The sequence below is a fragment of the Mesorhizobium sp. GW821-FHT04C10 genome (genome assembly GCF_059420305.1).
The window spans coordinates 5,235,807-5,260,457 of sequence record NZ_JBWKTL010000001.1 but is presented as its reverse complement, the minus strand read 5'-3'; the positions used below and the strand labels follow the sequence as shown (position 1 = coordinate 5,260,457).

The following is a 24,651-nucleotide window of genomic DNA, read 5'->3' as shown; positions in this document are numbered from 1 at the left end:
GTGTTCGCTAAATTGCAGTGTTATTTCCCGCGCCGCGTTGCCTCCGCCTGATCGATGATCTTGCGAAGAAAGGCAATGTGACCGCGAAAGGCCCGCCGCCCGATCGTTGTTGCCTTGACCCGTGTCTGCGGCCGTCGCCCGACGAAAAGCTTTTCAATATCGACATAGCCCGCCCTGGCCAGCGTATCGAGGTGTGCCCCGAGATTTCCATCGGTGGCTTCGACCATGATCTTCAACTGGGTGAACTCCAGCGCCTCGCGCCTTTCCAGCGTGTTGAGGATGGCCATGATCCTGAGTCGCTTACTTTGATGGATGATGTCGTCGGCGCTCATCGATGGGCTCCAATGCGGCAAGGACTGTCGTCATGTGGTACGGCGCTCTCGGAAAGCGGCAGCGCCACTTGCTTCTTGCGCGATCGACAAAGCGCAATCGCATCTTTGCAGAATACTCTGTTATGCAGAGTTATCTGTCAATTGGAGGTATGGATGCATGCTTGACAAGGTGATCCTCAGATCGGTCGCCGTATCGCCCTCGTGATCCACATAGACCGTTCGCTTGCGGAAGATGATCGCCTCGGTGAGGTGGCAGGTCATGATATTCACGGCCGACGATCATGCGTAAAGTTGCTCGCTAGTCTTCGGAGTTCGATGGTGGGCTCGCATCGAGAATGCCGGTGTCAAATTGCCGGTGGTATCAGAAGATCAGCGACGGATTTTTGCGATGATGAGTGCGATCGCGTCTCGATCTCAACGAAAATTTAAGCTGAGAAAATCATACCATTGCTTCGCTGGCTAGCGAGCCGCGAGTCAGATATGCATTGCGCGCCGGGGTCATTCACGGCCATCGGCATAACGTGAAGGGGCATGACATGGCTAAGCAGTCATCTAAAGCGCCGGCTTCCAAAGCACCGGCAAAGAAAGCACCCGCAAAAGCAGTCGCGGCGAAGGCCGCAACGGCAGTGAAGAAAGCAGCGCCTGCGAAGGCGGCGGCAAAGCCCGCAGCAAAGCCCGCAGCGAAAGCAGCACCGGCCAAGAAGCCGGCAGCGGCCAAGGCTGTGGCGAAGCCCGCAGTGAAGAAGGCGGCGCCCGCCAAGGCAGCGGCAAAGCCTGCAGCGAAGGCAGCACCGGCGAAGAAGCCTGCGGCCAAGGCGGCGGCAAAACCCGCGGCCAAGAAGGCAGCGCCCGCCAAGGCTGCGGCAAAGCCCGCCGCGAAGGCAGCGGCAAAGCCGGCTGCGAAAGCAGCAGCGGCCGCTACAAAGCCCGCGGTGAAGAAAGCCGCCGCGCCGAAGGCCAAGGCAGCGCCTGCAAAGGCGAAGGCTCCGGCCAAGAAGTAGACCGGTCGTTGGGGCGTCGCGTGTCCTTCGGGGCTCGGCAAGGACGCTCTGACGAACTGGATCGAAGCAAGTCCGGCAGCGGGTTCAGCCCTCGGGGCTGAACATCGGGATCAGACCGAGGGGGCAAGCAAAGCGAGGCGCCGGTTGGCTGCCTCGCTCGCCCGTTGAACTGTCTCCTTGTCGCGCTTGGCGAAGGCCCCGGCGCAGTGCCTGGTTGGTGAGATGCGAATGCAGGTTTGAAGATAATCAGCCTGCTGCCGTAGCTTGCTCGTGTTTCCAACGTACCACTCTGTAGGCTATGCTTGGGGCGAAACCGCAATCGGTTTCTGGCAGCTCTTTTTTTGCGCTCTGGCGGTTGATCGCAAGTGCCCGTCCAGTCAACACTGGACGTCCGCAACAGGAAACCGATCATGTCGAAGCTGCTCTACGCATCCACCTCTCCCTACAGCTCCAAGGTCAGGATGGCTGCGGCCTATGCCGGGATCGAGATCGATCTGGTGCCGGTCAAGACCGAGGACCGACCGGCCGAATTGATCGGTGCCAATCCGCTCGGCAAGATCCCGGTGCTGGTGCTTGATGACGGCCGTTCGATCCACGACAGCCGCGCTATTACCCAGCACCTCAACCGGATTTCGAAGAACGCGTTGTTTCCGCGCAATCCCGACAAGCGGCTGGAGGCGGAAGTACTGGAGGCGCTGGCCGACGGCATTTGCGATTGCGCGCTGTCGATGGTCTATGAGCGCCGCACCCGGCCTGAGGAGATGGTCTATCAGCCCTGGCTCGACCGGCAGTGGGCGAAGATCACCTCCGCTCTCGACCTGCTCAACGCCAACCCGCCGAAACTGCCGAAGAAGATCACCGCCGGCCAGATGGCTCTGCGGGCTTGCCTCGGTTATCTCTCACTGCGCTTTACCGGCAAATGGGAAAAGGGCCGCGGCCGGTTGACCCGCTGGGCGGCGCGTTTCGACGAGAAATTCCCGGAGTTGAAGTCCGCGATCCCGGGTTGACCGGCGGCCACAAAAAAAGCCGGGCGCAAGGCCCGGCTTTTTCGTGTCGTGGCTTGAACGACTTAGAACTTCATACCGACGCCGAAGGTAACGCGGTTGTCGGTGGCCTTGACCTTGCCGATACCATCGAAGCTCTTGCTGCCGAAGTCGGTGTAACGATACTCGACACGGCCGAAGACATTGTCGGTCAGCTTGATGTCGGTGCCGACGCCCGCGGTCCAGCCGATCATCGTGCCGGTGTCGCTGGCGAGGAGGTCGGAGTCTTCCACCTTCAGGCTTCTGCCGGCGAGACCGCCAGTGCCGTAGAGCAGGATTTCCGGGGTCACTGCATAGCCCAGACGGGCACGCAGCGAACCTTCGAAGCCACCCTTGGAGTGGATGCCATTGTCGTCACCCTTGACGCCGTTGTAGCCGAGTTCGGCTTCACCGCCGTACACGAAGTTCTCCTGCTGCCACTGATAGCCGCCGAAGACGCTACCGACGAAACCCTTCGTGCTGGTGTCGAAACCGGTATCCTTTTCCTTGGTACGGCCGGAGAAGCCATAGCCGAGGTTGATACCGGCATAGGGGCCGGCCCAGGATGCCACAGGCAGTTCGGCAACCGGAGCGGGTGCCGGCGGCTCTTCCTGAACGACGTCCGCGGCATAAGCGGTTCCACCGAGGGCGAAGAGCCCGAGCGCGACGGCCAGCGGCCGTGCGAATTTGAGATTGGCTTGCATTGTTCTTTACTCCTTAAGCCACAGGACACAGGCTTGTTTCTTACGATCGCCATCAACCCGTCCGGGGGGTGAAACGGATCTGGCGTTCGTCGGTTCCAAATGTCGTGTCAAAATGCGGCTGAAGCGAACCTGAACTTGGGTCATTCCCCGGCACGAATGAGGCAGAACCTTGACGTTGCATCTTCGCAACAGCGAAATGTCAGCAGCTTGGCCATGTTGCGCTGCACACCGCTTGGTGCAAGGAGTCCAGCGCCCTATATGGGGATATGACTGGCCTTGGTATGAGGCGAGTCTGAATGCCCGCCAGGCGGTTTCGCCACAATGTTGCCCCAGGTGCGAACGCCATTTAACGGATGGCGGGCCATATTTTGCCGGCGCCGTCTTTTCGTGCTGAAATTGAGGATTGACTGAAGATGAGCAAAGCCACCGCGGCGCTGGTGACCGGCGGGGCGAAACGGATCGGCAAGGCGATCGTCGAAGACCTCGCCAGCCATGGTTTTGCAGTCGCCATCCATGCCAATCGCTCGCGCGGTGAGGCTGACGCCTTGGCCGCGGGGATTAACCAGTCCGGCGGCCGCGCTGCGGTGGTAAGCGCCGACCTGACCGATATGGATGCCGTCAGCGACCTCGTCGGTCAGGCGGAAGTCGCGCTGGGACCCATCTCGCTTCTGGTCAACAATGCTTCGCTCTTTGTCGATGATTCCGTTGACGATTTCGACTGGCAGGCCTGGGACCGCCACTTTGCCATTCATGTGAGGACGCCGGCGCTGTTGGCGCAGAATTTCGCGCGCGCCTTGCCGGAAGGGCAGGAGGGGCTGATCGTCAACATCATCGACCAACGCGTCTGGCGGCCGACGCCGCGCTATTTTTCCTATGCGCTGTCCAAATCCGCCCTGTGGACGCAAACGCAGATGCTGGCGCAGGCGCTGGGCCCAAGCATTCGTGTCAACGCGATCGGTCCGGGTCCGACGTTGAAGAACATGCGCCAGGATGATTCCGATTTTGACGCACAGGTCGCCGGCCTGATCCTGAAGCGCGGCCCGGAATTGCCTGAATTCGGCGCCACCATCCGCTATCTCTGGGATGCGCGCTCGGTCACCGGTCAGATGATCGCGCTTGATGGCGGCCAGCATCTTGCATGGCAGACGCCCGATGTGACAGGCATGGCGGAATGAGTCCACTGGATCACAAAAACAAGGCGCGCGGCGGCGCCGATGATCTTCCTCCCGAAATCGACCTCGAGGATGAGGCGCTGGAGGAGATCATCGAACCAGCTGGCCCGGATGTCGCCTTCACGGCCATCGACTGGACGCCGCATGCCGGCGATGCCGAAGGCATGGTCGGCGCCGAGGTGATCCAGACGCTGGTCAAGCGGCTGCCCAATGCGCCTGGCGTCTACCGCATGATGAACGCCGCCGGCGACGTGCTCTATGTCGGCAAGGCCCGCAGCCTGAAGAAGCGCGTCACCAACTACGCGCAGGGCCGGTTCCACACCAACCGCATCGGCCGCATGGTGCGCGAGACGTCGACGATGGAATTCGTCGTCACCCGCACCGAGATCGAAGCGCTGCTGCTTGAAGCCAACCTTATCAAGCGCTTGCGGCCGCGGTTCAACGTGCTGATGCGGGACGACAAGTCGTTCCCTTACATTCTGTTGACCGGCGATCACGTCTCGCCCGGCATTTACAAGCATCGCGGCGCGCGGTCACGCAAGGGCGACTATTTCGGCCCCTTTGCCTCGGCCGGCGCCGTCGGCCGCACCATCAATTCGCTGCAGCGTGCCTTCCTGCTGCGCAGTTGCACCAACTCGTTCTACGAGAACCGCACGCGGCCATGCCTTTTGTACCAGATCAAGCGTTGCGCCGGCCCCTGTACCGGCGAAATCTCGCATGAGGGCTACGCCGAACTGGTCTCCGAGGCGAAGGATTTCTTGTCTGGCCGTAGCCAGAAGGTGAAGACCGAGATTTCGACCGCCATGCAGCAGGCGTCCGAAGACCTCGATTTCGAGCGCGCCGCCATCTATCGCGATCGGCTGGCGGCTCTGTCGCACGTGCAAAGCCATCAGGGCATCAACCCGCAGACCGTCGACGAAGCCGATGTCTTCGCCATCCATCAGGAAGGTGGCCAGGTCTGCATCCAGGTCTTTTTCTTCCGCACCGGCCAGAACTGGGGCAACCGTGCCTATTTCCCCAAGGCCGACCCGGCACTGGAGGGATCGGAGGTGCTGGGCTCGTTCCTGGCGCAGTTCTACGACGACAAGCCGACGCCACGCACCATTCTGCTGTCGCGTGGGGTCGAAGACCAGGAGCTGCTGGCCGAGGCGCTCTCCACCCGCGCCGGCCGCAAGGTGGCGATTTCGGTGCCGCAGCGCGGCGAGAAGAAGGACCTGACCGACAACGCCCTTCAGAACGCCAGGGAGGCGTTGGGCCGCAGGCTGGCCGAAACGTCGACGCAAGGGCGATTGCTTGCCGGTTTCGCCGAGACCTTCGGGCTGGCCAAACCGCCGGTGCGCATCGAAGTGTACGACAACTCGCACATCATGGGCACCAATGCCGTCGGCGCCATGGTGGTCGCGGGGCCGGAAGGTTTTGTCAAAAACCAGTACCGGAAATTCAACATCCGCTCGACCGAGATCACGCCGGGCGACGATTTCGGCATGATGCGCGAGGTGATGGAGCGGCGCTTTTCGCGGCTGCTCAAGGAGCATGGCGATGTTGCCGTGGCCGACGACGCCGCGGCAGGCGAGGCGGCCGATGATATCGATGACGACATCTCCGGCAGCTTCCCGGCCTGGCCCGACGTCATCCTGATCGACGGTGGTCAGGGCCAGATGACGGCGGTGCGCAAGATTCTCGCCGATCTCGGCATCGAGGACCGCGTCGTGGCCATCGGCATCGCCAAGGGCCAGGACCGCGATGCCGGCCGCGAACGTTTTTTCGTCAGGGGCAGGGACTCGTTTTCGCTGCCGGTGCGCGACCCCGTGCTCTATTTCGTGCAGCGACTGCGCGACGAGGTCCATCGCTTCGCCATCGGTTCGCACCGGGCGCGGCGCAAGAAGGAAATGGTCAAGAGCCCGCTCGATGAGATTGCCGGCATCGGTCCCGGCCGCAAGCGGGCGCTGCTGCTGGCATTCGGCACCGCCAAGGCGGTCAGCCGTGCGGCAATCGAGGATCTGAGGAAAGTCGACGGCATTTCCGAACAGGTCGCCAAGCTGGTCTACAATCATTTTCACGAAAGTTGAAAAATTCGGCAGTTTCAGCTGGTCAGTCGAATCTGGCCTGTTGACCCCCTACATTCGCTTCTGATTTGAGTACGCAGGCAGAAAGAGTCCCCCTGACATGGCCCAGCGCGCGTTCAACTTGCCCAACATACTGACCTACGCCCGCATTATCGCGGTGCCGCTGGTGGTGCTGTGCTTTTTTCTCGAAGGCCATCTCAAATCCAGCGACTTCGCCCGCTGGTCGGCGCTGATCATTTTCCTGCTCGCATCCATCACCGATTATTTCGACGGTTATTTTGCGCGCGCCTGGCAGCAGACCTCCAACATCGGCAAGATGCTCGATCCGATCGCCGACAAGCTGCTGGTCGCCACGTGCCTTTTGCTGCTTGCGGCCGACACCGATCGCCATGCCGGCATCGCCGGCTGGTCGCTCTGGGCGGCAATCATCATCCTGTGCCGCGAAATCCTGGTTTCGGGCCTGCGCGAATATCTGGCGGCGCTCAAGGTCTCGGTGCCCGTGACGCAGCTTGCCAAGTGGAAGACCACCATCCAGATGGTCGCCATCGCCTTCCTGCTGGCGGGGCCGGCCGGCGACAAGATATTCCCGCTGACCACACAAACCGGCCTGGTGCTGCTGTGGATCGCGGCGCTCGTCACGCTCTACACCGGCTACGACTATTTCCGCGCCGGCCTCAAGCACATCATGGATGAGTGAGATGACGACCCGTCTCATCTACTTCGCCTGGGTGCGCGAACGGATCGGCACATCGGAGGAAGACGTTGAATTGCCGGCGGGCATCGAGACGGTCGCCGACCTGTTGCGCTGGCTGCAATCACGTGGCGAGGGCTACGAGCACGCGTTGCAGTATCCCGACGTGATTCGTGTTGCCATCAATCAGGAACATGTCGACCACCGCGAGAAGATTTGGGGCGCGCGCGAGATCGCGCTGTTCCCGCCCATGACCGGGGGCTGATACCCATGTCGGCCGTCCTGGTGCCGAGCGTGCGCATCCAGCGCCAGGATTTCGACGTCGCCGCCGAAATTGCCGGCATGACGCAAGGCCGCGCCGATATTGGCGCGGTGGTCACATTCTCCGGTCTTTGTCGGGATGAGCAGGGCGCCCTGTCCGCACTGGAGCTCGAGCATTATCCCGGCATGGCGGAGGCCGAGATTGGTCGTATCGCCGCTGAGGCGGTTCAGCGCTGGCCGCTGCAAGGCCTCACCGTCATCCACCGCCATGGCAAGATCGCCCCGGGTCAGAATATTGTTCTGGTGGTGGCCGCCTCCGCCCATCGTCAGGCGGCGTTCGAGGCTGCGAATTTCCTCATGGATTATCTGAAGTCGCGTGCACCCTTCTGGAAGAAGGAGCACCGCGCCGATGGCTCCGAGGGCGGCTGGGTCGAGGCCAAGGAAGCCGACGCCCAAGCGGCAGGGCGCTGGAAATCGCCTTCAGAATAAATCCCCGTCGCAGCCATGCATTGACCGCAATCCTTTGGCCAGATGGACGGCGTGGTCAGCTATTGGCAGCCCGGGGATTGGCGATCCCGGGCAAGGGAGGTGGTCATGCTGGACAGGCTCGCGGAGTTCTTCGTCTTCGGTTTCGTGCCTCTGATCATCGGTATCCTGGCGGTGCCGGAACTGTCCGTGGCCGCCGAAAAGGCGGTGAGGGGCGAGGTGATCTATCGCGAGCGCATCGCCCTGCCGCCCAGCGCCGTGCTTTCCGTCCAGCTTGTCGATGTCTCGCTGGCCGACGCGCCGGCCAGGGTCATCGGCGAGCAGACTATCAAGCCGACCGGCCAGGTGCCGATCAGCTTCGAGATCAAATTCGATCCATCGGCGATCCGGTCACAGATGACCTATGCGCTGCAGGCGCGGATCACTGTCGACGGCAAGTTGATGTTCATTTCCGATGTGCGCCATCAGCTCGATCCGCTGACCGACGCGCCGCAAAGCATCATGCTCAAGATGGTCGCGTCAGGCACCGAGCCGACGGCTTCCGTCTTTGGCCAGCTCTGGGTGGTCGACTATGTCGACGGCATCGGCGCCATCACCGCGCCGCAGGCGACATTCAGGATCAGCGAGGCCGGCAAGGCTGGCGGCAGTGGCCCCTGCAACGCCTATTTTGCCACGGCGAAGGTCGATGGCCAGGCGATCGCGATCAGCAATATCGGTTCGACCTACAAGGCCTGCGCGCCCGAGGTGATGGCCGAGGAAAAGGCGTTGTTCGATGCCTTGGCCAGGGCGGCTGCCTACAGGGTCGATGCCGGCAAGCTCACCATATCGGACAAGGACGGCCGCGAAATCCTTCGCTTCAGCGCCGCGAGCTGACCGCCAATGAAAAAGGCCGGCGAGGTGCCGGCCTTTTCGCATGGGACTTGGCGATGTCGGCTCAGCCGACGATCTCGGTGTCCGAGAACCAGTACTTGATTTCCTGCGCGGCGGTTTCCGGCGCGTCGGAGCCGTGCACCGAATTCTCGCCGATCGACAGCGCGTGAACCTTGCGGATGGTGCCTTCGGCGGCGTTGGCCGGGTTGGTGGCACCCATCACTTCGCGGTTCCTGGCAATGGCGTTCTCTCCCTCCAGAACCTGGACGATCGTCGGAGCCGAGGACATGAACTCGACCAGTTCGCCGAAGAACGGGCGGTCCTTGTGGACGGCGTAAAAGCCTTCCGCCTCGCGGCGGCTCATCCACACACGGCGCGAAGCAATGACGCGCAGGCCGGCATCTTCGAGCATCTTGGTGATGGCGCCGGTGAGGTTGCGCCGGGTTGCGTCCGGCTTGATCATGGAGAAGGTGCGTTCGAGCGCCATGGGTCGTCCTTGTCTGAGAATGGAATTGAGAGTGGCGGGCTCTATACAAGCCGCCCGACCCATTGCCAAGGGGTGAGGAGCGGTCCGCGAAGCGGACGAAAAGCCAATTGCTTGGCTTTCCGAGCGACGAACGCCCGCAGCGACAGCGAAGGGCCGGGCCTGCGGGACGCTTCCATGTCAGCCGGGTGCTCCCTGGGCCGGATCAGACGGCTGCACAGCAACGCTTTGCTTGCTATAGTCGCGTATCGGCGCCGCGCTGAAGTCGGCCCGAATGGAGACAACATGACCATGGCAGACGATCGTCAGGAGCGCATTCGCAATCGCGCACATCAGATCTGGCAGGAAGAAGGGCAACCAGCCGGTCACCACGAACGCCATTGGCACCAGGCGGCGGCCGACATCGATCGGGAGGACGCGGGCAAGCCGTCGGCGGCCAAGACGTCGGCGGCCAAGACGCCAGCCAAGAAGGCATCTGGCGCTGGCAAGGCAAAGGCCGCGCCCAAGGAAGAAAAGGCCGCCACGAAAGCCAGCAAGCCGAAAACCAGCAAGCCAAAGAAGGCGGCCAAGTAAGGCCAGCTATCCCGCCGCTGATTTCGCCATGGATTGACGGCGCCCGATCTGCCTTGAGGGCAGGGCAGGTGTTTTGCGGCCGTCACGCCGCCGCAGCCACCTTTCGTCCCAGCCCGCCATGCAGGTCGAGGCAGCGGCTGAACCATTGCGCCACCACGTCGCTGTTTTCGAGCAGCTGATAGGGCGTGGCAATGCGCGCCCATTGCAACGCGCCGAAGACGATATAGTCCGCAAACAGCGGCGAGGCACCGCCGATGAAGGGCTGATAGCTCAGCATCGAGCGCAGCGGCTCAAGCGAAGCCCGAAACGCCGCCAACCCGCCGTCGCGTGCCGCGACGACATCTTCCAACTGCTTGCCGAGACGCTGTTCCCGGCTCCGCCGGAAATATACAGCGTTCTCTTCGTCCTGCATGGCATGGAGGTCGGTGAGCGCGGCCGTGGTGACGTAGGGATGGATGGTCAATTGCGACCAGCGCTCGATGAAGCGCGCCATCGCCTTGCCGCCTTCGCCGCCAAACAGCGTAGGCCGGTCCGGATAGGCTTCGTCGAGATAGAGCGCGATGGCGAAGGAATCGATGACCACCTTGTCGCCGTCGCGGATCACCGGAACGCTTTTCGAAGCGCCGCCTTCTATGGTGGAGACCTCGAGAAAACGCGTCGGCGCGGTTGAGACATCGAGCCCCTTGTGGGCAAGCGCCATCGTTGCCTTCCAGCAATGCGGGCTGAACGGACGGCTCTCGTCACGCCCGACGAGATCATAAAGCAGAATGGTCATTGGCGCGGGTCCCTTTGCGGTCTGGAGCAATTCCAGGAAAAGTGCGAGCGGTTTTCCGTTCGGAATTGCGTCAAAACAAGGCTAGAGCAATTCGCCGTTTCCGTGAAACGGTGAATTGCTCTAGGTATCGCTTCCGACACCCCGAGACGGGGCGGCGGGAGAAAAGATGAAACAGCACTTCATGATGTTTGCGGCGTACAATCAATGGGCCAATGGCCGCATCTATACCGCCGCCGCCGATCTCGATGAGGAGGAATTCAATCGCGATGTCGGTGCCTTCTTCGGCTCGCTGATGGGCACGCTCAATCACCTGCTCGCCGCCGATCGCATCTGGATGAAGCGCTTCACCGGCGAAGGCGACGCGCCGACGGCACTGGACGCCGTGCTGCACCGCGCCTTGCCGAATTTGAGAACGGCGCGCGAGGCGGAGGACCGGCGGATCATCGACTGGCTCGCCGGCTTGAGCGACAAGGCGCTGTCGGGCCGCTTCACCTATATGACCGTATCGGACATGCGCACCGTCTCGCAGCGCCTGGCGCCAGCGCTGGCTCATGTCTTCAACCACCAGACCCATCATCGCGGTCAGGCGCATATGATCCTGACGGTTCTCGGTCGCCCTTCCGTGCAGCTCGATCTGGCTCATTTCCAGCGCACCGAGGAGGGCAGGGCTTTCGCCTGATCCAGTTCGAAAGCGGGCGGTTCGCCTCGTCATCGAGGGACGAATGAGGGTCGATCCGAATTTCAGACGGCCTCAGCAGCCAAGTCTCTGATTTCGCTATCCAATTGACGTTGCGTCAGGGCCGCTTCCGCCATGACCCATTGTTTGAACAACTGCACCTTGCGTGCGGCAAGGCTCTTGTGCGGGGAGACGAAATACCAGCCGGCCGTGTTCGGGTGGTGGACGGCAAAGGGAGCGACCAGCCTTTCGGCGCGGATGTCGCTGGCCATGTAGGCGCGGTTGGCGACGGCGAAACCCATTCCGGCATTGGCCGCCTCGTAGGACATCATGCACGAGTCGAAATAGATGCTCTTGGTCTCGCTGAGCACGAAGCTGGCACCGGCGAAGGCCAGCCAGGATTGCCAGTTCTGGGTGCAGGTATCGGAATGCAACAGCGTGAAGAGCTTGAGGTCGTCCGGTGTCACCTTCGACAGCGGCTTGTCGCCGAGTACCTCATGGAACAGCTTGCGGCTGCACACCGGCGTCAGGTCTTCCCGAAACAGCAGATCGGATGGCAGCCCGTTGAAGTGGCCGTCGCCATAGCGGATTTCGAGATCGAAATCGGAGGTCGTGAATTCATGCGTGGCATAGGAAGTCGAAACCCGCATCACGATATCGGGGTATTGCCGCTGAAACAGCGGCAGGCGCGGAAACAGCCAGCGTGCGGCAAAGGTCGGCAGCACGGATATTTTCAGCACATGCTCTTGCGATTGCCCGGTCGCTTCCATGCTGGCGGCAACGATTCGCTCCAGCGCCTCGCGAACGCGCGAGACATAGGTCTCACCCTCCGGCGTCAGCGACACCGCATTGCCACCGCGTTGGAAAATCTTGAAGCGCAGCTGGTCCTCCAGGCTCTTGACGCGCTGGCTGACCGCGGAAGCGGTGATGAACTGCTCTTCGCCCGCACGCGTGAAATTGCCGTGCCTTGCAGCACTCTCCACGATTTTCAGCGAATTGAGGTTGACCTGACTGAGCAGACGCACGGCTTTCGACCTTAAGCTGGGCTTACGGTAGCACTAGCATTCCTAATTTTACAGGGGGGACTAATTTAATCGACTGTTAACCAAGTGTTTGCCCCCACTTGGAGAAGTACAATGAACGCACACACCATACCCGAACTGCGCTATGCGATGAGCCGTGAGGCCATTATCGGACATGAAACCGCCTGGAAAGTGTCGAGTTTCGGCGTTGCGCAGTATCTGCATGGCTATGATCCGGCCCTGCTTGCCGCAATCGAGGAGGCTGCCCTGAAGCTCAAGGCTAGCCATGCCGTGCACAAGCACCTCGACCTGACCTTTATCACTGGCGCTGACCGTTTCATCCCCGAAATCAAGGAATTGCTGCACGACAAGCTGCGCCTGGAGCGACTGTCAGACATGATGGGCACGAAGCTGGAGCCCTATCCGCTATCGATCGTCGGCTCGACCGTCACCTTCATGAATCCAAGGGACGGCGCCGTCGAGTGGCATTGCGACGGCGTTCCGGTCACCGAACTCATTCCGCTGTCGATCAGCAATCCGCTGGTCGGCGGCCATCTCGAGATCTATTGCGACGATTCCGAGACCGGTCGGGCCCTCCTCGAATCCGGCCGCGAGATTCCGCGCAACCGCATCATGCGCATCGATCACAAGATGAACTACGCGACACTCGGGCAGTTCCTTGGCGTCCTGCATCGCACGGCGCCGATCCAGTATGGCGAGCGCGTCACACTGGTGCTCAACCAGCGTTCGGTGGCCAAGCCCTATGTCGACGACAACCGCATGTTCTATCTTGCCGCCGACAACGACCACGACCGCGAGTGGGTCAATGAACTCGCCGAAGATGTCTGGACCAACCAGTTGCCTGCCTATCGCCGGTTCGAGGCGGAGCATCCGACGCCCGCCCCAACAGCCGAAGCACAGGTTCCGGGCGGGGCACGGGAATCGTGGTAGCGAACCATGATTCCGAAAAGTGGGACCCGGTTTTCGGACAAGATCATGGTCGAGCCTGGAGATAGAGCCCCATGCCGATTCTTTCGGCATGGATCAGGCTCGATATCCGCGCTGGTCTTCGCCACCGGCGCGGTGGCCTTGTGGTCGACCAATGCGTTGGTCGGCAAATCCCTGCTGGCGACCCATCCGGTGTCGCAGGTGCAGTTCCTGCAATTTGCGGGCGCCGCACTGGTCTTTGCCCTGATCCGGTTCATGAGCCGGGAGAGGGATCCGCCAGTGGCGCCCCGTGCCGCGCTCGCGGCTCTCGCGGTCGGCCTCATCGGTCTGGTCGGCACCATGGTGCTGCAATATGTTGCCTTCGCATCGATGCCGGTGATCGAAGCCAATCTCGTGGCCTACACTTGGCCGTTGATGGTGGCCGCGGCGGTGATCATCTTCGAAAATCCGCGGCGTCCGGCTTTGCTGGGGCTTGCCGCGGCCCTTGGGTTCGTCGGCGTCGCACTGGTGATTTCCGGCGGGCGTGGGAGCGCCTGGTTCCAGGGCGATCTCGTCGGCTATTTCGCCGCGTTCGGATCCGCGCTGTGCATGGCCTTCTATTCGGTGATGGTGGGACGGCTCGCCACTTCGCCCGAGCGCCTGTTGCTGCCCTCGTCGCTGGTCGGCATCGCCTTGACACTTTTATGGTCGGCTCGCGAAGGCGTTGCATGGCCCGCCGGCATGGATCTGGCCCTTGGGCTCTATCTTGGCGCCGGCCCGATGGGCCTGGGTTATTACCTCTGGTCACGCGCCTTGAAGCTCGAAGGCAGCGGCAAGGTCGCTGTCATCGCCTATCTCACGCCGATCGCGTCGACGTTGCTGCTGACCCTGTCCGGCGAACGACTGACGACGACCGCTATCGCCGGAGCCGTCCTTGTCATCGGCAGTTGTATAGCGATCGGCCTGGAACGTTCGGAGGCACAAGACCATGTTTGACGAAAATGAACGTCTCGCCAGGCAGGAAGCGCATTGGCTGATCAAGGAATTCGGCATCGAGGCACCGCTTTACGCAGCGATGAAGGCCGAAAAGGCGATTGAACAGAAGGATTTCGGGCGCTGTGCCCGCTGGAAGCGTATTCTTGAGATATTGGCCGACGGCCGGACGACCAAGTCTGCCGCTTCCAAGTATTAGATTTTCTAATTTGCGTGACGTCGATTTTCCATAAAAGTAGTTGACGCCAAGTCTTGATTCGTTTTGGAACTTGGCGGCCCGTTGGGGGACGAGGTTAAAGAGATACATCGACAAAAGTCTTCGCTGGGGTGGATGACTTTGTCGCAAATAGGATGAAAGATTTGTCAAATATCGAGGATAAGACCGTTATCGAGCTGACGGCCGATATTGTCTCGGCCTATGTAGGCAACAATCCGCTTCCGGCCTCCGGCCTGCCTGACCTGATTGCCAGCGTCAGCGCCTCGGTTCGAAAGCTGGCTGGCGCGGCCGTCGTGGAAAGCCCGAGCCTGGTTCCGGCTGTCAATCCGAAAAAGTCGGTGTTTCCCGATTACATCGTCTGCCTTGAGGATGGAAAGAAATTCAAGTCGCTCAAGCGACACCTCAGGACAGACTATGGTTTGAGCCCGGACGATTACCGGGCCAAATGGGGCTTGCCGCCGGACTATCCGATGGTTGCTCCGAACTACTCGGCGACCCGGTCGGCGCTGGCGAAGTCGACGGGACTTGGCCGCAAGCCGGCGGCACCGGCCACCGTCGCCAAGGCGACAAAGCGTGGCAAGGCCACGGCCTGAGGCCTTGCTGGCCGGCTCGGCGAGCCATTGATCGGCGGCTGTGACGGCGCAATTGCATGCGCCGTTTTCAGACCTTGTGCGGCCAACCGGTCCGCAAGGTCTTGCGAAGCGTCGATGTCCGGTGCAAAAGCGCGGCCATGCTGATCATCAATGACCTTTCGCTCCGCATGGCCGGGCGCCTGCTTCTCGACCATGCCTCGCTGACCTTGCCGGCCGGCACCAAGGCCGGCCTTGTCGGTCGCAACGGCACCGGCAAGACGACGCTGTTCAAGGCGATCACCGGCGATTTTCCCTCCGAGACAGGCTCGATCAGCCTGCCCAAGAACACGCGCATCGGCCAGGTGGCGCAGGAAGCGCCGGGAACCGAGGAGCCGCTGATCGAGATCGTGCTCAAGGCCGACCTTGAGCGTACGGCGCTGCTCGAAGAGGAAAAGACCGCCACCGATCCGCATCGCATCGCCGACATCCACATGCGGCTGGCCGACATCGACGCGCATTCGGCCGAGTCCCGTGCGGCCACCATCCTGGCCGGCCTCGGCTTCGACGATGCGGCGCAGCGCCGTCCGGCCTCATCCTTCTCCGGCGGCTGGCGCATGCGCGTGGCGCTCGCCGCCGTGCTGTTTTCAGAGCCCGATCTGCTGCTGCTCGACGAGCCGACCAACTATCTCGATCTCGAAGGCACGCTGTGGCTGGAGAACTATGTATCGAAGTATCCGCACACGGTGCTTCTGATTTCGCACGATCGCGACCTGCTCAACCGCGCCGTCAATTCGATCGTTCATCTCGATCAGAAGAAGCTGACCTTCTGGCGCGGCGGCTACGACCAGTTCGAGCGCCAGTATACCGAGCAGAAGGAATTGCAGGAAAAGGGCAGGGTCAAGCAGGAAGCCGCCCGCAAGCATATGGAATCCTTCGTAGAGCGCTTCCGCGCCAAGGCCTCCAAGGCGAGGCAGGCGCAGTCGCGCATAAAGGCGCTGGAAAAGATGAAGCCGATCGCGGCCATCGTGAACGATTCGGTGCGGCCGTTCTCCTTCCCCGAACCGGTGAAGACGGTTGCCTCGCCGATCGTTGCGCTGAACAACGTCAATGTCGGCTACACCGAAGGCCAGCCGATCCTGAAGAAGATGACGCTGCGCATCGACGCGGACGACCGCATCGCGCTGCTCGGCGCCAACGGCAACGGCAAGTCGACCTTCGCCAAATTGCTGTCCGGCCGGCTCAAGCAGGAGAGCGGCACGATGACGGTAGCGCCCGGGCTGAAGGTGGCGATCTTCGCCCAGCATCAGCTCGACGATCTCCGTCCAGAGGAAAACGCCTATGAGCATGTCCGCCGGCTGATGCCGGAGGCTCCGGAATCGAAGGTGCGCGGCCGCGTCGCCCAGTTCGGTCTCACCACCGAGAAGATGAATACGCCCGCCAAGGACCTGTCCGGCGGCGAGAAGGCGCGCCTTCTTATGGGCCTGTCGGCCTTCGAGGGGCCGAACCTGTTCATCCTCGACGAACCGACCAACCACCTCGACATTGACAGCCGTGAATCGCTGATCCATGCGCTCAACGAGTTTCCCGGGGCCGTCATCCTGATCTCGCACGACCGCCACCTGCTGGAGGCGACCGCCGACCGGCTGTGGCTGGTCAAGGACGGCGCGGTCAACCCGTATGACGGCGACCTTGAGGACTACAAGACGCTGGTCACCGGCGTGTCCGGCGACCGCCGCGGCAAGCGCGAGGCCGACAAGGCGTCAAAAGCCGACCGCCGCCGCGACGCGGCCGCGCGCCGCGCCGCTTTCGAGCCGCTGGCCAAGGAAATCCGCGCCACCGAGGCGCTGATGGACCGCATCCGCAAGCGCATCGACGGCATCGAGGACGAGTTGGCCAATCCGGCGATCTACGAAAAGGACCCGTCGACCGCGACACGCCTGGCCAAGGAACGATCGCAGCTTGCCCAGACGCTGGCCGGCCACGAGGAAAAATGGCTGACCATGTCGGCTGAATATGAGGAAGGCACGGCGGAGTAGGAGCGTTCTTTCCTTCTCCCCTTGTGGGAGAAGGTGGCCTCGCGAAGCGAGGTCGGATGAGGGGTGTTCCAGGGAACGCCAACGCCTCACTCCGCTGGAACACCCCTCATCCGTCTCGGCGCTGCGCGCCGATCCACCTTCTCCCGCAAGGGGAGAAGGGAAGGCTCCTTCTGGCCCTACACGCCACCCGCAAAACCCGCTAAACACCCCCCATGAACCAGCACGCCAAGCTTCGCATCGGCCATTCGGCCTGTCCGCATGATTGCCCGTCGACCTGCGCGCTCGAGGTCGAGCTGCTCGATGGCAACCGCATCGGCCGAGTCCATGGCGCCAAGGCCAACAGCTACACATCGGGGGTGGTCTGCGCCAAGGTCGCCCGCTACGCCGACCGCGTCCATCATCCCGACCGGTTGCTGAAGCCGCTGGTGCGGGCCGGCGCCAAGGGCGACGGGCTGTGGAAGGAAGCGAGCTGGGAGGCGGCACTCGACCTCGTCGCCGAAAAGTTCATCGCGGCCGAAGAGAAATACGGCTCGGAGACTGTGTGGCCCTATTTCTATGCCGGCACGATGGGACTGGTTCAGCGCGACGGCATCCACCGGCTGCGCCACGCCAAAAAGTATTCGGGCTTCTTCGGGTCGATCTGCACCAATCTGGCCTGGACCGGCTGGATGATGGGGGCGGGCGCCTTGCGCGGGCCCGACCCGCGCGAGATGGCCAAATCCGACTGCGTGGTGATCTGGGGCACCAACGCGGTGGTTACCCAGGTCAATGTGATGACCCATGCCATCAAGGCGCGCAAGGAACGCGGCGCTAAAATCGTCGTCGTCGACGTCTATGAAAACGCGACCATGAAGCAGGCCGATATGGGCCTGGTCCTGAAGCCCGGCACTGACGGCGCGCTGGCTTGCGCGGTCATGCATGTGCTGTTCAGGGAAGGCTTGGCCGACCGTGCCTATCTCGAAAAATACACCGACGACCCGAAGGGTTTGGAAGAGCATCTGAGGACGCGCACGCCGGAATGGGCAGCCGCGATCACCGGCCTTTCGGTGGCCGAAATCGAGGCCTTTGCCCGCTTGGTCGGCACGACCAGGAAAACCTATTTCCGCCTCGGCTATGGCTTTGCCCGTCAGCGCAATGGCGCGGTGAACATGCATGCCGCGTCCTGCATCGCCGCGGTCACCGGCAGCTGGCAATATGAGGGCGGTGGCGCCTTCCATTCCAATTCCGGCATCTTCAAGCTCAATCAGGACGTGCTGGAAGGCTCAAGGATGCGCGATCCCTCGATCCGCTATCTCGACCATTCGCGCATCGGCCCGGTGCTGACCGGTGCCAGCGACGCGCTCTATGGCGGACCGCCGGTGACGGCCATGCTGATCCAGAACACCAATCCGGTAAATGTCGCGCCGGAGCAGCGGCTGGTGAAGCAGGGCTTTCTCCGCGAAGACCTGTTCACTTGCGTGCACGAGCAATTCATGACCGACACGGCCAAGCTCGCCGATGTGGTGCTGCCGGCGACGATGTTCCTCGAGCATGACGATGTTTACAGGGGCGGCGGCAACCAGCACATCACGCTCGGTCCGAAGCTGATCGACCCGCCGGAAGGGCCGCGAACCAACCATTTCGTTATCGAGCAGCTGGCCGAGCGCCTGGGTGTCGCCGATCGGCCGGGTTTTGGCCTGACCGAACAGCAGCACATCGACATCATTCTCGGCAAGCGCGGGTTGGGCAGCTTCGACAGCTTGAAGGAGCAGAAATGGGTCGATTTGCAGCCTGATTTCGAGACCGCGCATTTCATTAGAGGATTTGGCCACGCGGATGGAAAATTCCGTTTCCGTGCCGACTGGACCGGTCAGGCGGCTCCCAACCGGCCGCCGAAGAGCATGGGCCTGTTCGGACCGGTGGAGCGCCTGCCCGAATTTCCCGACCATGTCGATCTGATCGAGGTCGCCGACGAGGCGCATCCGTTCCGGCTGGCGACCTCGCCGGCGCGCAACTTCCTCAACTCGACCTTTGCCGAGACGCCGGTGTCGAAGGAAAAGGAAGGCAGGCCCGCACTGCTCCTGCACCCCGACGATGCGGCGGACCTTGGACTTGCCGATGGCGATCGTGTCGAGGTTGGCAACCGGCGGGGCGACCTGGTGCTGCACGCGAAATTCTTCGACGGCATCAAGCGCGGCGTGGTGATCGCCGAAGGCATCTGGCCAAACAGCGCGCATGAGCGCGGCGAGGGCATCAATGTGCTGACCGGCGCTGATGCGCCGGCGCCCTATGGCGGCGCCGCCTTCCACGACAACAAGGTCTGGCTGCGCAAGGCAAGTTGAGCCGGGCGAAGCGCTGGGCCGACTATACCGGCAGGATTTCGGTGGCCTTTTTTCTGTTCAGCCGGTGATGGATGTCGTCGGCGATCGCCTGGGCTTCGATCGCGATCTCGCGCAACAACCCGGTGACCGCATTGTGGAAGCCAACGAGGTAGAGGCCGAGATCCGAGGCCTGTGCGGTGACGCCACTGCGGCCCGGCTGGATGCCGGGCTCGAGAAATTTGGCATAGCCCGGCCGGAAACCGGTGGCGAAGATGATCGCGTCGAATTCGCCGTGCTTGCCGTCGGCGAAACGGGCGCCGCGTTCCGAGATCTCGGCGATATCGGGCGCGACCTTGATCGCGCCTTCGCGGATCTTGTCGATGGTGCCCACATCGATCACGGGAATGCGCGATGCGACCGCAATCTGTTGCAGCAGTCCTTGTCTCGGCCGTTTGAGCCCATATTTTTCCGGCCTTCCCAGCACCAGGTCGAGGATGATGGGGAAGAGAACGTCATTGACGCGTTGCGGCCCCAGCCGCGCCGCCATGCCAACCATCTGGATGGGCACGCCGAACAGTTCACGCGGCACGATATGAACGCCGCCGCGCACGGAAATCGTCGGTCGTGCGCCGTTTTCGGCCAAGTCGAGCGCAATCTCCGCGCCGGTGTTGCCCATGCCGACGACCAGCACCGACTGACCGGCGAAAGGCGTGGCATTGCGATAGTCGGCGCTGTGCAAGGTCTTGCCCGTGAAGGCGTCGATGCCGGCAAATCCGGGCCGCAAGGGCTCTGCATTGTAGCCTGACGCAATCACCACATGCCTGGCGCGCACCGGGCCGGATGTCGCCTCCACACGCCAGCCGTGGTTCTCGCGGGCGATCGCTTCCACCGTTTCCCCAAATTGGGGTCGCAGGTCGAAGCGTTGCGCATAGGCATCGATATAGTCGACGAAGAGATCGCGCGGCACATAACGTGGATAATGCTTCGGGAAGGGCGCGAAGGGCAGGGACGAATAGCGCTTGGTGGTATGCAGGTGGACGCGCTCGTAGTGCCGCCGCCATGCGGGTGCGGCCTGCTGCTCTTTTTCGATGATTATGAAGTCGACACCGGCCTGGCGCAGGCATGCGGCAACAGCCAAGCCCGCCGGCCCGGCACCGATGATAGCAACTGGGATGGTGTCGTCCAAGCGCGCCTCCGCCGCTCAGTTCGCTTCCTTAGAATGTCAAAAGCATGGCGGGCCTGGCTGGAGTCCTGCCTGCCGGCAAGGCTCAGTCCGGCAACGGCACCGTCAGCCCGACCTTGACGCGGTCCATGGCGACGAAGGTGCGGAATTTCCGGACATTGTTGCTGCCGAAAAACAGTTTTCGCGTCAGCGCCTCATAGGCGCCCATGTCGGCCACGGTGATGACGAGGATGAAGTCGGCTTCGCCGGTGACGTAATAGCATTGCTGCACTTCAGGCGTTTCGGAGAATTGCCGCTTGGCGGCGTCGATCAGTTCGGTGCGTTCGCTCTCCAGTTCCACCTCGACGAAGATGGTGATGGGTTGGCCGACTGTCGCGGGTTCGATGATCGCGACATTGGCGGCGATGACGCCGGTCTGCTCCATGCGCTTGATGCGCCGCTGTACCGCTGGCGCCGACAGGTTCACTGCTTCGCCGATCAGCCTCTGCGGCGTGGTATTGTCCCGTTGCAGGATGGCAAGGATGGCGAGGTCGAAACTGTCGAGCGGGGGCGGCGATGGAGGCAATGGAGCTATCCCGGCGAAAGAAACTTGCATTTTGAAGGCCTAATTACAGCGCTCTTTGCGCCTGCCTTGCAATATATTCTCGCTGACTGCCAAGGAGACCGCCAGTGTTCCTACTCAATCGCAATGCCTTGCACGGTAAGCCGCTTGATGTGGCCGATGCCGAAATCCTCGGGGTCACGGGCGCGGACACGGTCGAGCGCTTCCTTGCCCACCGTGAAAATCACACAATGACGCCACTGCACGCGCTGCCGGCGCTGGCGAGTGAATTCGGCCTTGGCGCATTGCATGTCAAGGATGAGGGCTTTCGTATCGGCCTTGGCAGCTTCAAGGCGCTGGGCGGCGCCTATGCGGTCTTCCAACTGGTGCTGGAACAGGCAGGCAAGCGCCTTGGCCGCTCTGTCGATGTCAGTGATCTCGATCGAGCCGATGTTCGCTCGGTCGCCGCAAAGATGACTTTTGCCTGCGCCACCGACGGCAATCATGGCCGCTCTGTCGCGCAAGGCGCCGAGCTTGCCGGCGCCAGGTCCGTGATCTTTGTCCATGCCGGGGTCAGCGACGAGCGCATCTCGGCAATAGCGCGCTATGGCGCGGAGATGGTTCGTGTCGACGGCAATTATGACGATTCGGTCAGGCAAGCCGCCGAAGTCGCGGCCGAGAAGGGCTGGACCGTGGTGTCGGATACGTCATGGCCGGGTTATGAACGCATTCCTGGCCTTGTGATGCAGGGCTATACGGCGATCGTGCGCGAAGCGCTGCGCCAGCTCAGCGAACCGCCAACCCACGTCTTCGTCCAGGCCGGCGTTGGCGGCATTGCCGCCGCGGTGGCTGGCCATCTCGCCATCGTGCTTGGCGAAGCCAGGCCAACCTTCACTGTCGTCGAGCCCGCGCGTGCCGCATGCATCGTCGCAGCCGCTGTGGCTGGGCGTGTGGTCAAGGTGGCGCACGATCAGCCAACTGTCATGGCGATGCTTGAATGCTACGAGGCCTCGCAGGTCGCCTGGCGTGTGCTGGCGCGCGCCGCCGATGCCTTCATGACAGTGGACGAGGACGACGCCGTCGCGGTGATGCGGCGGCTGGCACGGCCGGCCGGCGACGATCCGGTGATCGTCGCCGGCGAGAGCGGCGGCGTCGGCCTTGCCGGGTTGATCCGGGCGATGGCCGAAAACAAGACCGACCTCGGCCTTGACGGCAAATCCCGGGTGCTGGTGATCAACACCGAAGGCGCCACCGACCCGCGTCGCTATGCCGAACTGGTCGGCATGAGCCCGGCCGATGTGCTGGCCGGCAAGCTTGCCGCCGAGGCAACACCATGATCGCCGTCGATGCACAGCGCCTGCTTGGCCGCATCCGAGAACTGGGCGCGATCGGCCGCGACAGTGAGGGCAGGCTGACCCGGCTGGCCGCTTCCGACACCGACAGGCAAGGCCGCGATCTTTTCGTCGGCTGGCTGCGCCAGGCTGGGCTCGATGTTGCCATCGACCGTATCGGCAACATTTTCGGCATCTGGCAAAGCGCCGGCAACGCAGGCAAGGCGCCGCTGCTGATCGGCTCGCATATCGATACTGTCATCGACGCCGGCATCTATGATGGCTGCTACGGCGTGCTTGCCGGGCTGGAGGTGATCGAGACGCTGAAGGCGTCGGGCCTCTCGCCGTCGCGCCCGCTCGCCGTCGCGGCCTTCACCAATGAGGAAGGCGTACGCTTCTCTCCCGACATGATGGGCTCGCTGGTCCATGCCGGCGACGTCGATGTCGAGGCGGCACTCGCCGCTGTCGGGACCGACGGCAGCACGCTTGGGCAGGAGCTCGCCCGCATCGGCTATGCCGGCGACCGCGAACCGGGATTTCTCAAGCCGCACATCTATGTCGAGCTGCATATTGAACAGGGGCCGGTCCTGGAGCGCGAAGGCATTCCAATCGGCGCGGTGGAGACGCTGCAAGGCATCTCCTGGCAACGCATCACCCTCGATGGCGTCGCCAACCATGCCGGCACCACGCCGATGTCGATGCGCCGCGACGCCGGATATGCCGCGGCACGCGTCGTCACCTTCCTGCATGACCGGGCAGCGGCCTCCAATTCGCCAACGGTTGCCACTGTCGGCACGATGCGCTTCGAGCCGAACGCCATCAACGTCATCCCCTCGCGCGCCGTCTTCACTGTCGATCTGCGCGATCCCGATGAGCAGCGCTTGCAGGCGCAGGAGGCGGCACTGGCTGCCTTTCTGGAACACCTCACTCTCGATGGCATCACCGTGACGGTCGAAAGGCTCGCGCGCTTCGAGCCGGTTGTCTTCGACGGCCGAGTGGTCGAGCTGATCGAGACCGCCGCGAGGAAGCGCGGGCTCGTTTCAAGGCGCATGACCTCGGGCGCCGGCCATGACGCGCAGATGATCGCGCGCATCGCCCCGGCGGCGATGATTTTCGTGCCGAGCGCCCGAGGCATCAGCCACAGCCCGCTTGAGCACACCGAGGATGCAGAGCTTGTTGCCGGCGCCAACATCCTGCTTGATGTGATCACTGAGCTTGCCGAACTCGAAGGGTGAGGACATGGCTGAACTCGATCCCGAAACGCTGAAGCGCGAGATGACCGGTTGGCGGCGCGACCTGCACGCGCACCCGGAATTCGGCTTCGAGGAGAAACGCACATCTGCCTTCGTCGCGGCCAAACTGCGCGAATTCGGCCTCGACGATGTCGCCGAGGGTGTCGGTGGCACCGGCGTCGTCGGTACGTTGAAGCGCGGCAGCGGCAACCGCGCCATCGCGCTGCGGGCCGACATGGATGCGCTGCGCATATCAGAGCAATCGAGCGCGCCCTATCGCTCCGGCAATGCAGGAATAATGCATGCTTGCGGTCATGACGGCCACACCGCCATGCTGCTTGGCGCGGCCAAGCTGCTGGCAAGCGAGGGCGGTTTCGACGGCACCGTGCGCTTTATCTTCCAGCCGGCAGAGGAGTGGGGCAGGGGCGCCCTGGCCATGCTCGACGATGGCCTGATGCAGCGCTTCCCCTTCGACGAGATATTTGGCCTGCACAACATGCCCGGCCTTCCCGTCGGGCACTTCGAGACCCGCGCCGGTCCCGCGATGTCGGCGGAGGACAATTTCGAGATCGTGCTGAAGGGGCTCGGCGGCCACGCGGCGCGGCCGCATTCGGGCAACGAGACACTTGTCGCCGCCTGCGCGCTGGTCACCAATCTGCAGACCATCGTCTCACGCCGGCTGAGCCCGGCCGACATAGCGGTGGTTTCGGTGACCGAATTGATCACCGACGGCACGCGCAATGCATTGCCCGGTCTTGCCCGCATCCTTGGCGATGCCCGCAGCTTCCATCCCGAGGTTAGCGCCGGGATCGAACGCCAGATGCGCGTCATCGCCCAGGGCACCGCTGCTGCCTACAATGTTGCCGCGGAGGTTACCTATACGCGCGAATTCGTGCCTTTGCGTAACGATGCCGAACTGGTTGATGCGGCCTTCGCCGCCGCGGGAAATGTCTTCGAGCCCGGCAATATCGCGGTCGCCCGGGAGCCGATGACGGCATCGGAGGACTTTGCCCGTTTCCTTGATCACGTGCCGGGCTGCTTCGTCTTCCTCGGCAATGGCGAGGCTTCGGCACCGCTCCACAATTCCAGCTATGACTTCAACGATGACGGGCTGTTGTTCGGCGCCAATTTCCATGTCGCCATCGCCCGGCTACGGCTTGAGGTTTGACAGGCTACGGATGCAT

Annotated in this window: 26 protein-coding genes; 18 read left to right on the top strand and 8 right to left on the bottom strand. The window is 62.6% G+C overall.

The genetic code is table 11. The annotated features are described in order from the left end of the window. Positions 1 to 20: 20 nt before the first annotated feature. Together AC07UC_RS25705 and AC07UC_RS25700 are read right to left on the bottom strand one after the other, a co-directional pair. Positions 21 to 332 carry a transcriptional regulator gene (locus AC07UC_RS25705; protein ID WP_202323144.1) on the bottom strand — a complete coding sequence of 104 codons (312 nt, stop codon included), beginning with the start codon at positions 330 to 332 and terminating at the stop codon, positions 21 to 23. Positions 333 to 834: 502 nt separating this feature from the next. Next, positions 835 to 1,293, bottom strand: coding sequence for a hypothetical protein (locus AC07UC_RS25700; RefSeq protein WP_494907820.1), 459 nt, complete (start codon positions 1,291 to 1,293; stop codon positions 835 to 837). 450 nt (positions 1,294 to 1,743) lie between these two features. Between AC07UC_RS25700 and AC07UC_RS25695 the strand changes: the two genes are divergently transcribed. After that, a complete protein-coding gene (locus AC07UC_RS25695) occupies positions 1,744 to 2,340 on the top strand; it encodes a glutathione S-transferase (RefSeq protein ID WP_140768358.1) in 597 nt (198 codons plus the stop codon). A gap of 62 nt (positions 2,341 to 2,402) precedes the next feature. Here AC07UC_RS25695 and AC07UC_RS25690 read toward each other — a convergent pair whose 3' ends face one another. Continuing rightward, on the bottom strand, positions 2,403 to 3,059 hold the full coding sequence (locus AC07UC_RS25690; RefSeq protein ID WP_140768356.1) for an outer membrane protein: 657 nt from the start codon (positions 3,057 to 3,059) through the stop codon (positions 2,403 to 2,405). A 413-nt stretch (positions 3,060 to 3,472) separates the two neighbouring features. Here AC07UC_RS25690 and AC07UC_RS25685 point away from each other — a divergent pair, with 413 nt between their 5' ends. From AC07UC_RS25685 to AC07UC_RS25660, 6 genes are all read left to right on the top strand, one after another. After that, positions 3,473 to 4,234: an SDR family oxidoreductase gene (locus tag AC07UC_RS25685; protein ID WP_494907819.1), complete on the top strand. Its 762-nt coding sequence runs from the start codon at positions 3,473 to 3,475 to the stop codon at positions 4,232 to 4,234. Further along, positions 4,231 to 6,300 (top strand): excinuclease ABC subunit UvrC, encoded by a 2,070-nt coding sequence (uvrC, locus tag AC07UC_RS25680; protein ID WP_494907818.1) that lies wholly within the window; start codon positions 4,231 to 4,233, stop codon positions 6,298 to 6,300. The genes AC07UC_RS25685 and uvrC overlap by 4 nt, the downstream gene beginning before the upstream one ends. Positions 6,301 to 6,397: 97 nt before the next feature. Continuing rightward, entirely contained in the window at positions 6,398 to 6,994 is a 597-nt protein-coding gene (gene pgsA / locus AC07UC_RS25675; RefSeq protein WP_140768350.1) for a CDP-diacylglycerol--glycerol-3-phosphate 3-phosphatidyltransferase, read from the top strand. Between the two features lies 1 nt (position 6,995). Next, the gene (moaD, locus tag AC07UC_RS25670; RefSeq protein ID WP_494907817.1) at positions 6,996 to 7,253 is read left to right on the top strand and encodes a molybdopterin converting factor subunit 1; all 258 of its coding nucleotides are present in this window, start codon (positions 6,996 to 6,998) and stop codon (positions 7,251 to 7,253) included. A 5-nt stretch (positions 7,254 to 7,258) separates the two neighbouring features. Next, positions 7,259 to 7,738 (top strand): molybdenum cofactor biosynthesis protein MoaE, encoded by a 480-nt coding sequence (locus AC07UC_RS25665; RefSeq protein ID WP_494907816.1) that lies wholly within the window; start codon positions 7,259 to 7,261, stop codon positions 7,736 to 7,738. A gap of 105 nt (positions 7,739 to 7,843) precedes the next feature. Beyond that, positions 7,844 to 8,608 (top strand): YbaY family lipoprotein, encoded by a 765-nt coding sequence (locus AC07UC_RS25660; protein WP_494907815.1) that lies wholly within the window; start codon positions 7,844 to 7,846, stop codon positions 8,606 to 8,608. 61 nt (positions 8,609 to 8,669) lie between these two features. Here AC07UC_RS25660 and ndk read toward each other — a convergent pair whose 3' ends face one another. Further along, positions 8,670 to 9,092 (bottom strand): nucleoside-diphosphate kinase, encoded by a 423-nt coding sequence (gene ndk, locus AC07UC_RS25655; protein ID WP_010915217.1) that lies wholly within the window; start codon positions 9,090 to 9,092, stop codon positions 8,670 to 8,672. 174 nt (positions 9,093 to 9,266) lie between these two features. On the opposite strand from ndk, the gene AC07UC_RS25650 reads away from it, so the two are divergent. Then, complete coding sequence (locus AC07UC_RS25650) at positions 9,267 to 9,662, top strand: DUF2934 domain-containing protein (RefSeq protein WP_244735173.1); 396 nt, start codon at positions 9,267 to 9,269, stop codon at positions 9,660 to 9,662. Between the two features lie 82 nt (positions 9,663 to 9,744). Here AC07UC_RS25650 and AC07UC_RS25645 read toward each other — a convergent pair whose 3' ends face one another. Next, entirely contained in the window at positions 9,745 to 10,437 is a 693-nt protein-coding gene (locus tag AC07UC_RS25645; protein ID WP_494907814.1) for a glutathione S-transferase family protein, read from the bottom strand. Between the two features lie 166 nt (positions 10,438 to 10,603). On the opposite strand from AC07UC_RS25645, the gene AC07UC_RS25640 reads away from it, so the two are divergent. Beyond that, the gene (locus AC07UC_RS25640) at positions 10,604 to 11,116 is read left to right on the top strand and encodes a DinB family protein (protein WP_140768339.1); all 513 of its coding nucleotides are present in this window, start codon (positions 10,604 to 10,606) and stop codon (positions 11,114 to 11,116) included. Between the two features lie 62 nt (positions 11,117 to 11,178). Here AC07UC_RS25640 and AC07UC_RS25635 read toward each other — a convergent pair whose 3' ends face one another. Next, positions 11,179 to 12,138, bottom strand: coding sequence for a LysR substrate-binding domain-containing protein (locus AC07UC_RS25635; RefSeq protein ID WP_202323136.1), 960 nt, complete (start codon positions 12,136 to 12,138; stop codon positions 11,179 to 11,181). 111 nt (positions 12,139 to 12,249) lie between these two features. Between AC07UC_RS25635 and AC07UC_RS25630 the strand changes: the two genes are divergently transcribed. The 6 genes from AC07UC_RS25630 (at position 12,250) to AC07UC_RS25605 (ending at position 19,201) form a co-directional block, all read left to right on the top strand. After that, positions 12,250 to 13,086 carry a hypothetical protein gene (locus tag AC07UC_RS25630; RefSeq protein WP_202323135.1) on the top strand — a complete coding sequence of 279 codons (837 nt, stop codon included), beginning with the start codon at positions 12,250 to 12,252 and terminating at the stop codon, positions 13,084 to 13,086. A gap of 45 nt (positions 13,087 to 13,131) precedes the next feature. After that, complete coding sequence (locus AC07UC_RS25625) at positions 13,132 to 14,058, top strand: DMT family transporter (RefSeq protein ID WP_494907813.1); 927 nt, start codon at positions 13,132 to 13,134, stop codon at positions 14,056 to 14,058. Continuing rightward, complete coding sequence (locus AC07UC_RS25620) at positions 14,051 to 14,254, top strand: hypothetical protein (protein ID WP_140768334.1); 204 nt, start codon at positions 14,051 to 14,053, stop codon at positions 14,252 to 14,254. Before AC07UC_RS25625 ends, AC07UC_RS25620 begins: the two co-directional genes overlap by 8 nt. A gap of 152 nt (positions 14,255 to 14,406) precedes the next feature. Beyond that, positions 14,407 to 14,865, top strand: coding sequence for a Ros/MucR family transcriptional regulator (locus AC07UC_RS25615; RefSeq protein WP_181179516.1), 459 nt, complete (start codon positions 14,407 to 14,409; stop codon positions 14,863 to 14,865). A gap of 137 nt (positions 14,866 to 15,002) precedes the next feature. Further along, positions 15,003 to 16,880, top strand: coding sequence for an ABC-F family ATP-binding cassette domain-containing protein (locus tag AC07UC_RS25610; RefSeq protein WP_140768333.1), 1,878 nt, complete (start codon positions 15,003 to 15,005; stop codon positions 16,878 to 16,880). Between the two features lie 212 nt (positions 16,881 to 17,092). Beyond that, on the top strand, positions 17,093 to 19,201 hold the full coding sequence (locus AC07UC_RS25605) for a molybdopterin-containing oxidoreductase family protein (protein ID WP_494907812.1): 2,109 nt from the start codon (positions 17,093 to 17,095) through the stop codon (positions 19,199 to 19,201). 22 nt (positions 19,202 to 19,223) lie between these two features. On the opposite strand, the gene AC07UC_RS25600 is transcribed toward AC07UC_RS25605, so the two are convergent. Next, positions 19,224 to 20,366, bottom strand: coding sequence for a flavin-containing monooxygenase (locus AC07UC_RS25600; RefSeq protein WP_494907811.1), 1,143 nt, complete (start codon positions 20,364 to 20,366; stop codon positions 19,224 to 19,226). A gap of 82 nt (positions 20,367 to 20,448) precedes the next feature. Then, positions 20,449 to 20,928 (bottom strand): Lrp/AsnC family transcriptional regulator, encoded by a 480-nt coding sequence (locus AC07UC_RS25595; protein ID WP_494907810.1) that lies wholly within the window; start codon positions 20,926 to 20,928, stop codon positions 20,449 to 20,451. 104 nt (positions 20,929 to 21,032) lie between these two features. On the opposite strand from AC07UC_RS25595, the gene AC07UC_RS25590 reads away from it, so the two are divergent. The 3 genes from AC07UC_RS25590 to AC07UC_RS25580 are packed head-to-tail and all read left to right on the top strand — an operon-like array spanning position 21,033 to position 24,635. After that, positions 21,033 to 22,241: a diaminopropionate ammonia-lyase gene (locus AC07UC_RS25590; RefSeq protein WP_494907809.1), complete on the top strand. Its 1,209-nt coding sequence runs from the start codon at positions 21,033 to 21,035 to the stop codon at positions 22,239 to 22,241. After that, positions 22,238 to 23,470 carry a Zn-dependent hydrolase gene (locus AC07UC_RS25585; RefSeq protein ID WP_494907808.1) on the top strand — a complete coding sequence of 411 codons (1,233 nt, stop codon included), beginning with the start codon at positions 22,238 to 22,240 and terminating at the stop codon, positions 23,468 to 23,470. Before AC07UC_RS25590 ends, AC07UC_RS25585 begins: the two co-directional genes overlap by 4 nt. 4 nt (positions 23,471 to 23,474) lie before the next feature. Then, positions 23,475 to 24,635: a M20 aminoacylase family protein gene (locus tag AC07UC_RS25580; protein WP_494907807.1), complete on the top strand. Its 1,161-nt coding sequence runs from the start codon at positions 23,475 to 23,477 to the stop codon at positions 24,633 to 24,635. Positions 24,636 to 24,651: the final 16 nt, after the last annotated feature.

What these genes read in the sequence shown, in the direction of transcription:
- AC07UC_RS25705 (WP_202323144.1), bottom strand. Translation starts at nt 332, where the DNA reads ATGAGCGCCGACGACATCATCCATCAAAGTAAGCGACTCAGGATCATG.
- AC07UC_RS25695 (WP_140768358.1), top strand. Translation starts at nt 1,744, where the DNA reads ATGTCGAAGCTGCTCTACGCATCCACCTCTCCCTACAGCTCCAAGGTC.
- AC07UC_RS25690 (WP_140768356.1), bottom strand. Translation starts at nt 3,059, where the DNA reads ATGCAAGCCAATCTCAAATTCGCACGGCCGCTGGCCGTCGCGCTCGGG.
- AC07UC_RS25685 (WP_494907819.1), top strand. Translation starts at nt 3,473, where the DNA reads ATGAGCAAAGCCACCGCGGCGCTGGTGACCGGCGGGGCGAAACGGATC.
- uvrC (WP_494907818.1), top strand. Translation starts at nt 4,231, where the DNA reads ATGAGTCCACTGGATCACAAAAACAAGGCGCGCGGCGGCGCCGATGAT.
- pgsA (WP_140768350.1), top strand. Translation starts at nt 6,398, where the DNA reads ATGGCCCAGCGCGCGTTCAACTTGCCCAACATACTGACCTACGCCCGC.
- moaD (WP_494907817.1), top strand. Translation starts at nt 6,996, where the DNA reads ATGACGACCCGTCTCATCTACTTCGCCTGGGTGCGCGAACGGATCGGC.
- AC07UC_RS25665 (WP_494907816.1), top strand. Translation starts at nt 7,259, where the DNA reads ATGTCGGCCGTCCTGGTGCCGAGCGTGCGCATCCAGCGCCAGGATTTC.
- AC07UC_RS25660 (WP_494907815.1), top strand. Translation starts at nt 7,844, where the DNA reads ATGCTGGACAGGCTCGCGGAGTTCTTCGTCTTCGGTTTCGTGCCTCTG.
- ndk (WP_010915217.1), bottom strand. Translation starts at nt 9,092, where the DNA reads ATGGCGCTCGAACGCACCTTCTCCATGATCAAGCCGGACGCAACCCGG.
- AC07UC_RS25650 (WP_244735173.1), top strand. Translation starts at nt 9,267, where the DNA reads ATGTCAGCCGGGTGCTCCCTGGGCCGGATCAGACGGCTGCACAGCAAC.
- AC07UC_RS25645 (WP_494907814.1), bottom strand. Translation starts at nt 10,437, where the DNA reads ATGACCATTCTGCTTTATGATCTCGTCGGGCGTGACGAGAGCCGTCCG.
- AC07UC_RS25640 (WP_140768339.1), top strand. Translation starts at nt 10,604, where the DNA reads ATGAAACAGCACTTCATGATGTTTGCGGCGTACAATCAATGGGCCAAT.
- AC07UC_RS25630 (WP_202323135.1), top strand. Translation starts at nt 12,250, where the DNA reads ATGAACGCACACACCATACCCGAACTGCGCTATGCGATGAGCCGTGAG.
- AC07UC_RS25625 (WP_494907813.1), top strand. Translation starts at nt 13,132, where the DNA reads ATGGTCGAGCCTGGAGATAGAGCCCCATGCCGATTCTTTCGGCATGGA.
- AC07UC_RS25620 (WP_140768334.1), top strand. Translation starts at nt 14,051, where the DNA reads ATGTTTGACGAAAATGAACGTCTCGCCAGGCAGGAAGCGCATTGGCTG.
- AC07UC_RS25615 (WP_181179516.1), top strand. Translation starts at nt 14,407, where the DNA reads ATGAAAGATTTGTCAAATATCGAGGATAAGACCGTTATCGAGCTGACG.
- AC07UC_RS25610 (WP_140768333.1), top strand. Translation starts at nt 15,003, where the DNA reads ATGCTGATCATCAATGACCTTTCGCTCCGCATGGCCGGGCGCCTGCTT.
- AC07UC_RS25605 (WP_494907812.1), top strand. Translation starts at nt 17,093, where the DNA reads ATGAACCAGCACGCCAAGCTTCGCATCGGCCATTCGGCCTGTCCGCAT.
- AC07UC_RS25585 (WP_494907808.1), top strand. Translation starts at nt 22,238, where the DNA reads ATGATCGCCGTCGATGCACAGCGCCTGCTTGGCCGCATCCGAGAACTG.
- AC07UC_RS25580 (WP_494907807.1), top strand. Translation starts at nt 23,475, where the DNA reads ATGGCTGAACTCGATCCCGAAACGCTGAAGCGCGAGATGACCGGTTGG.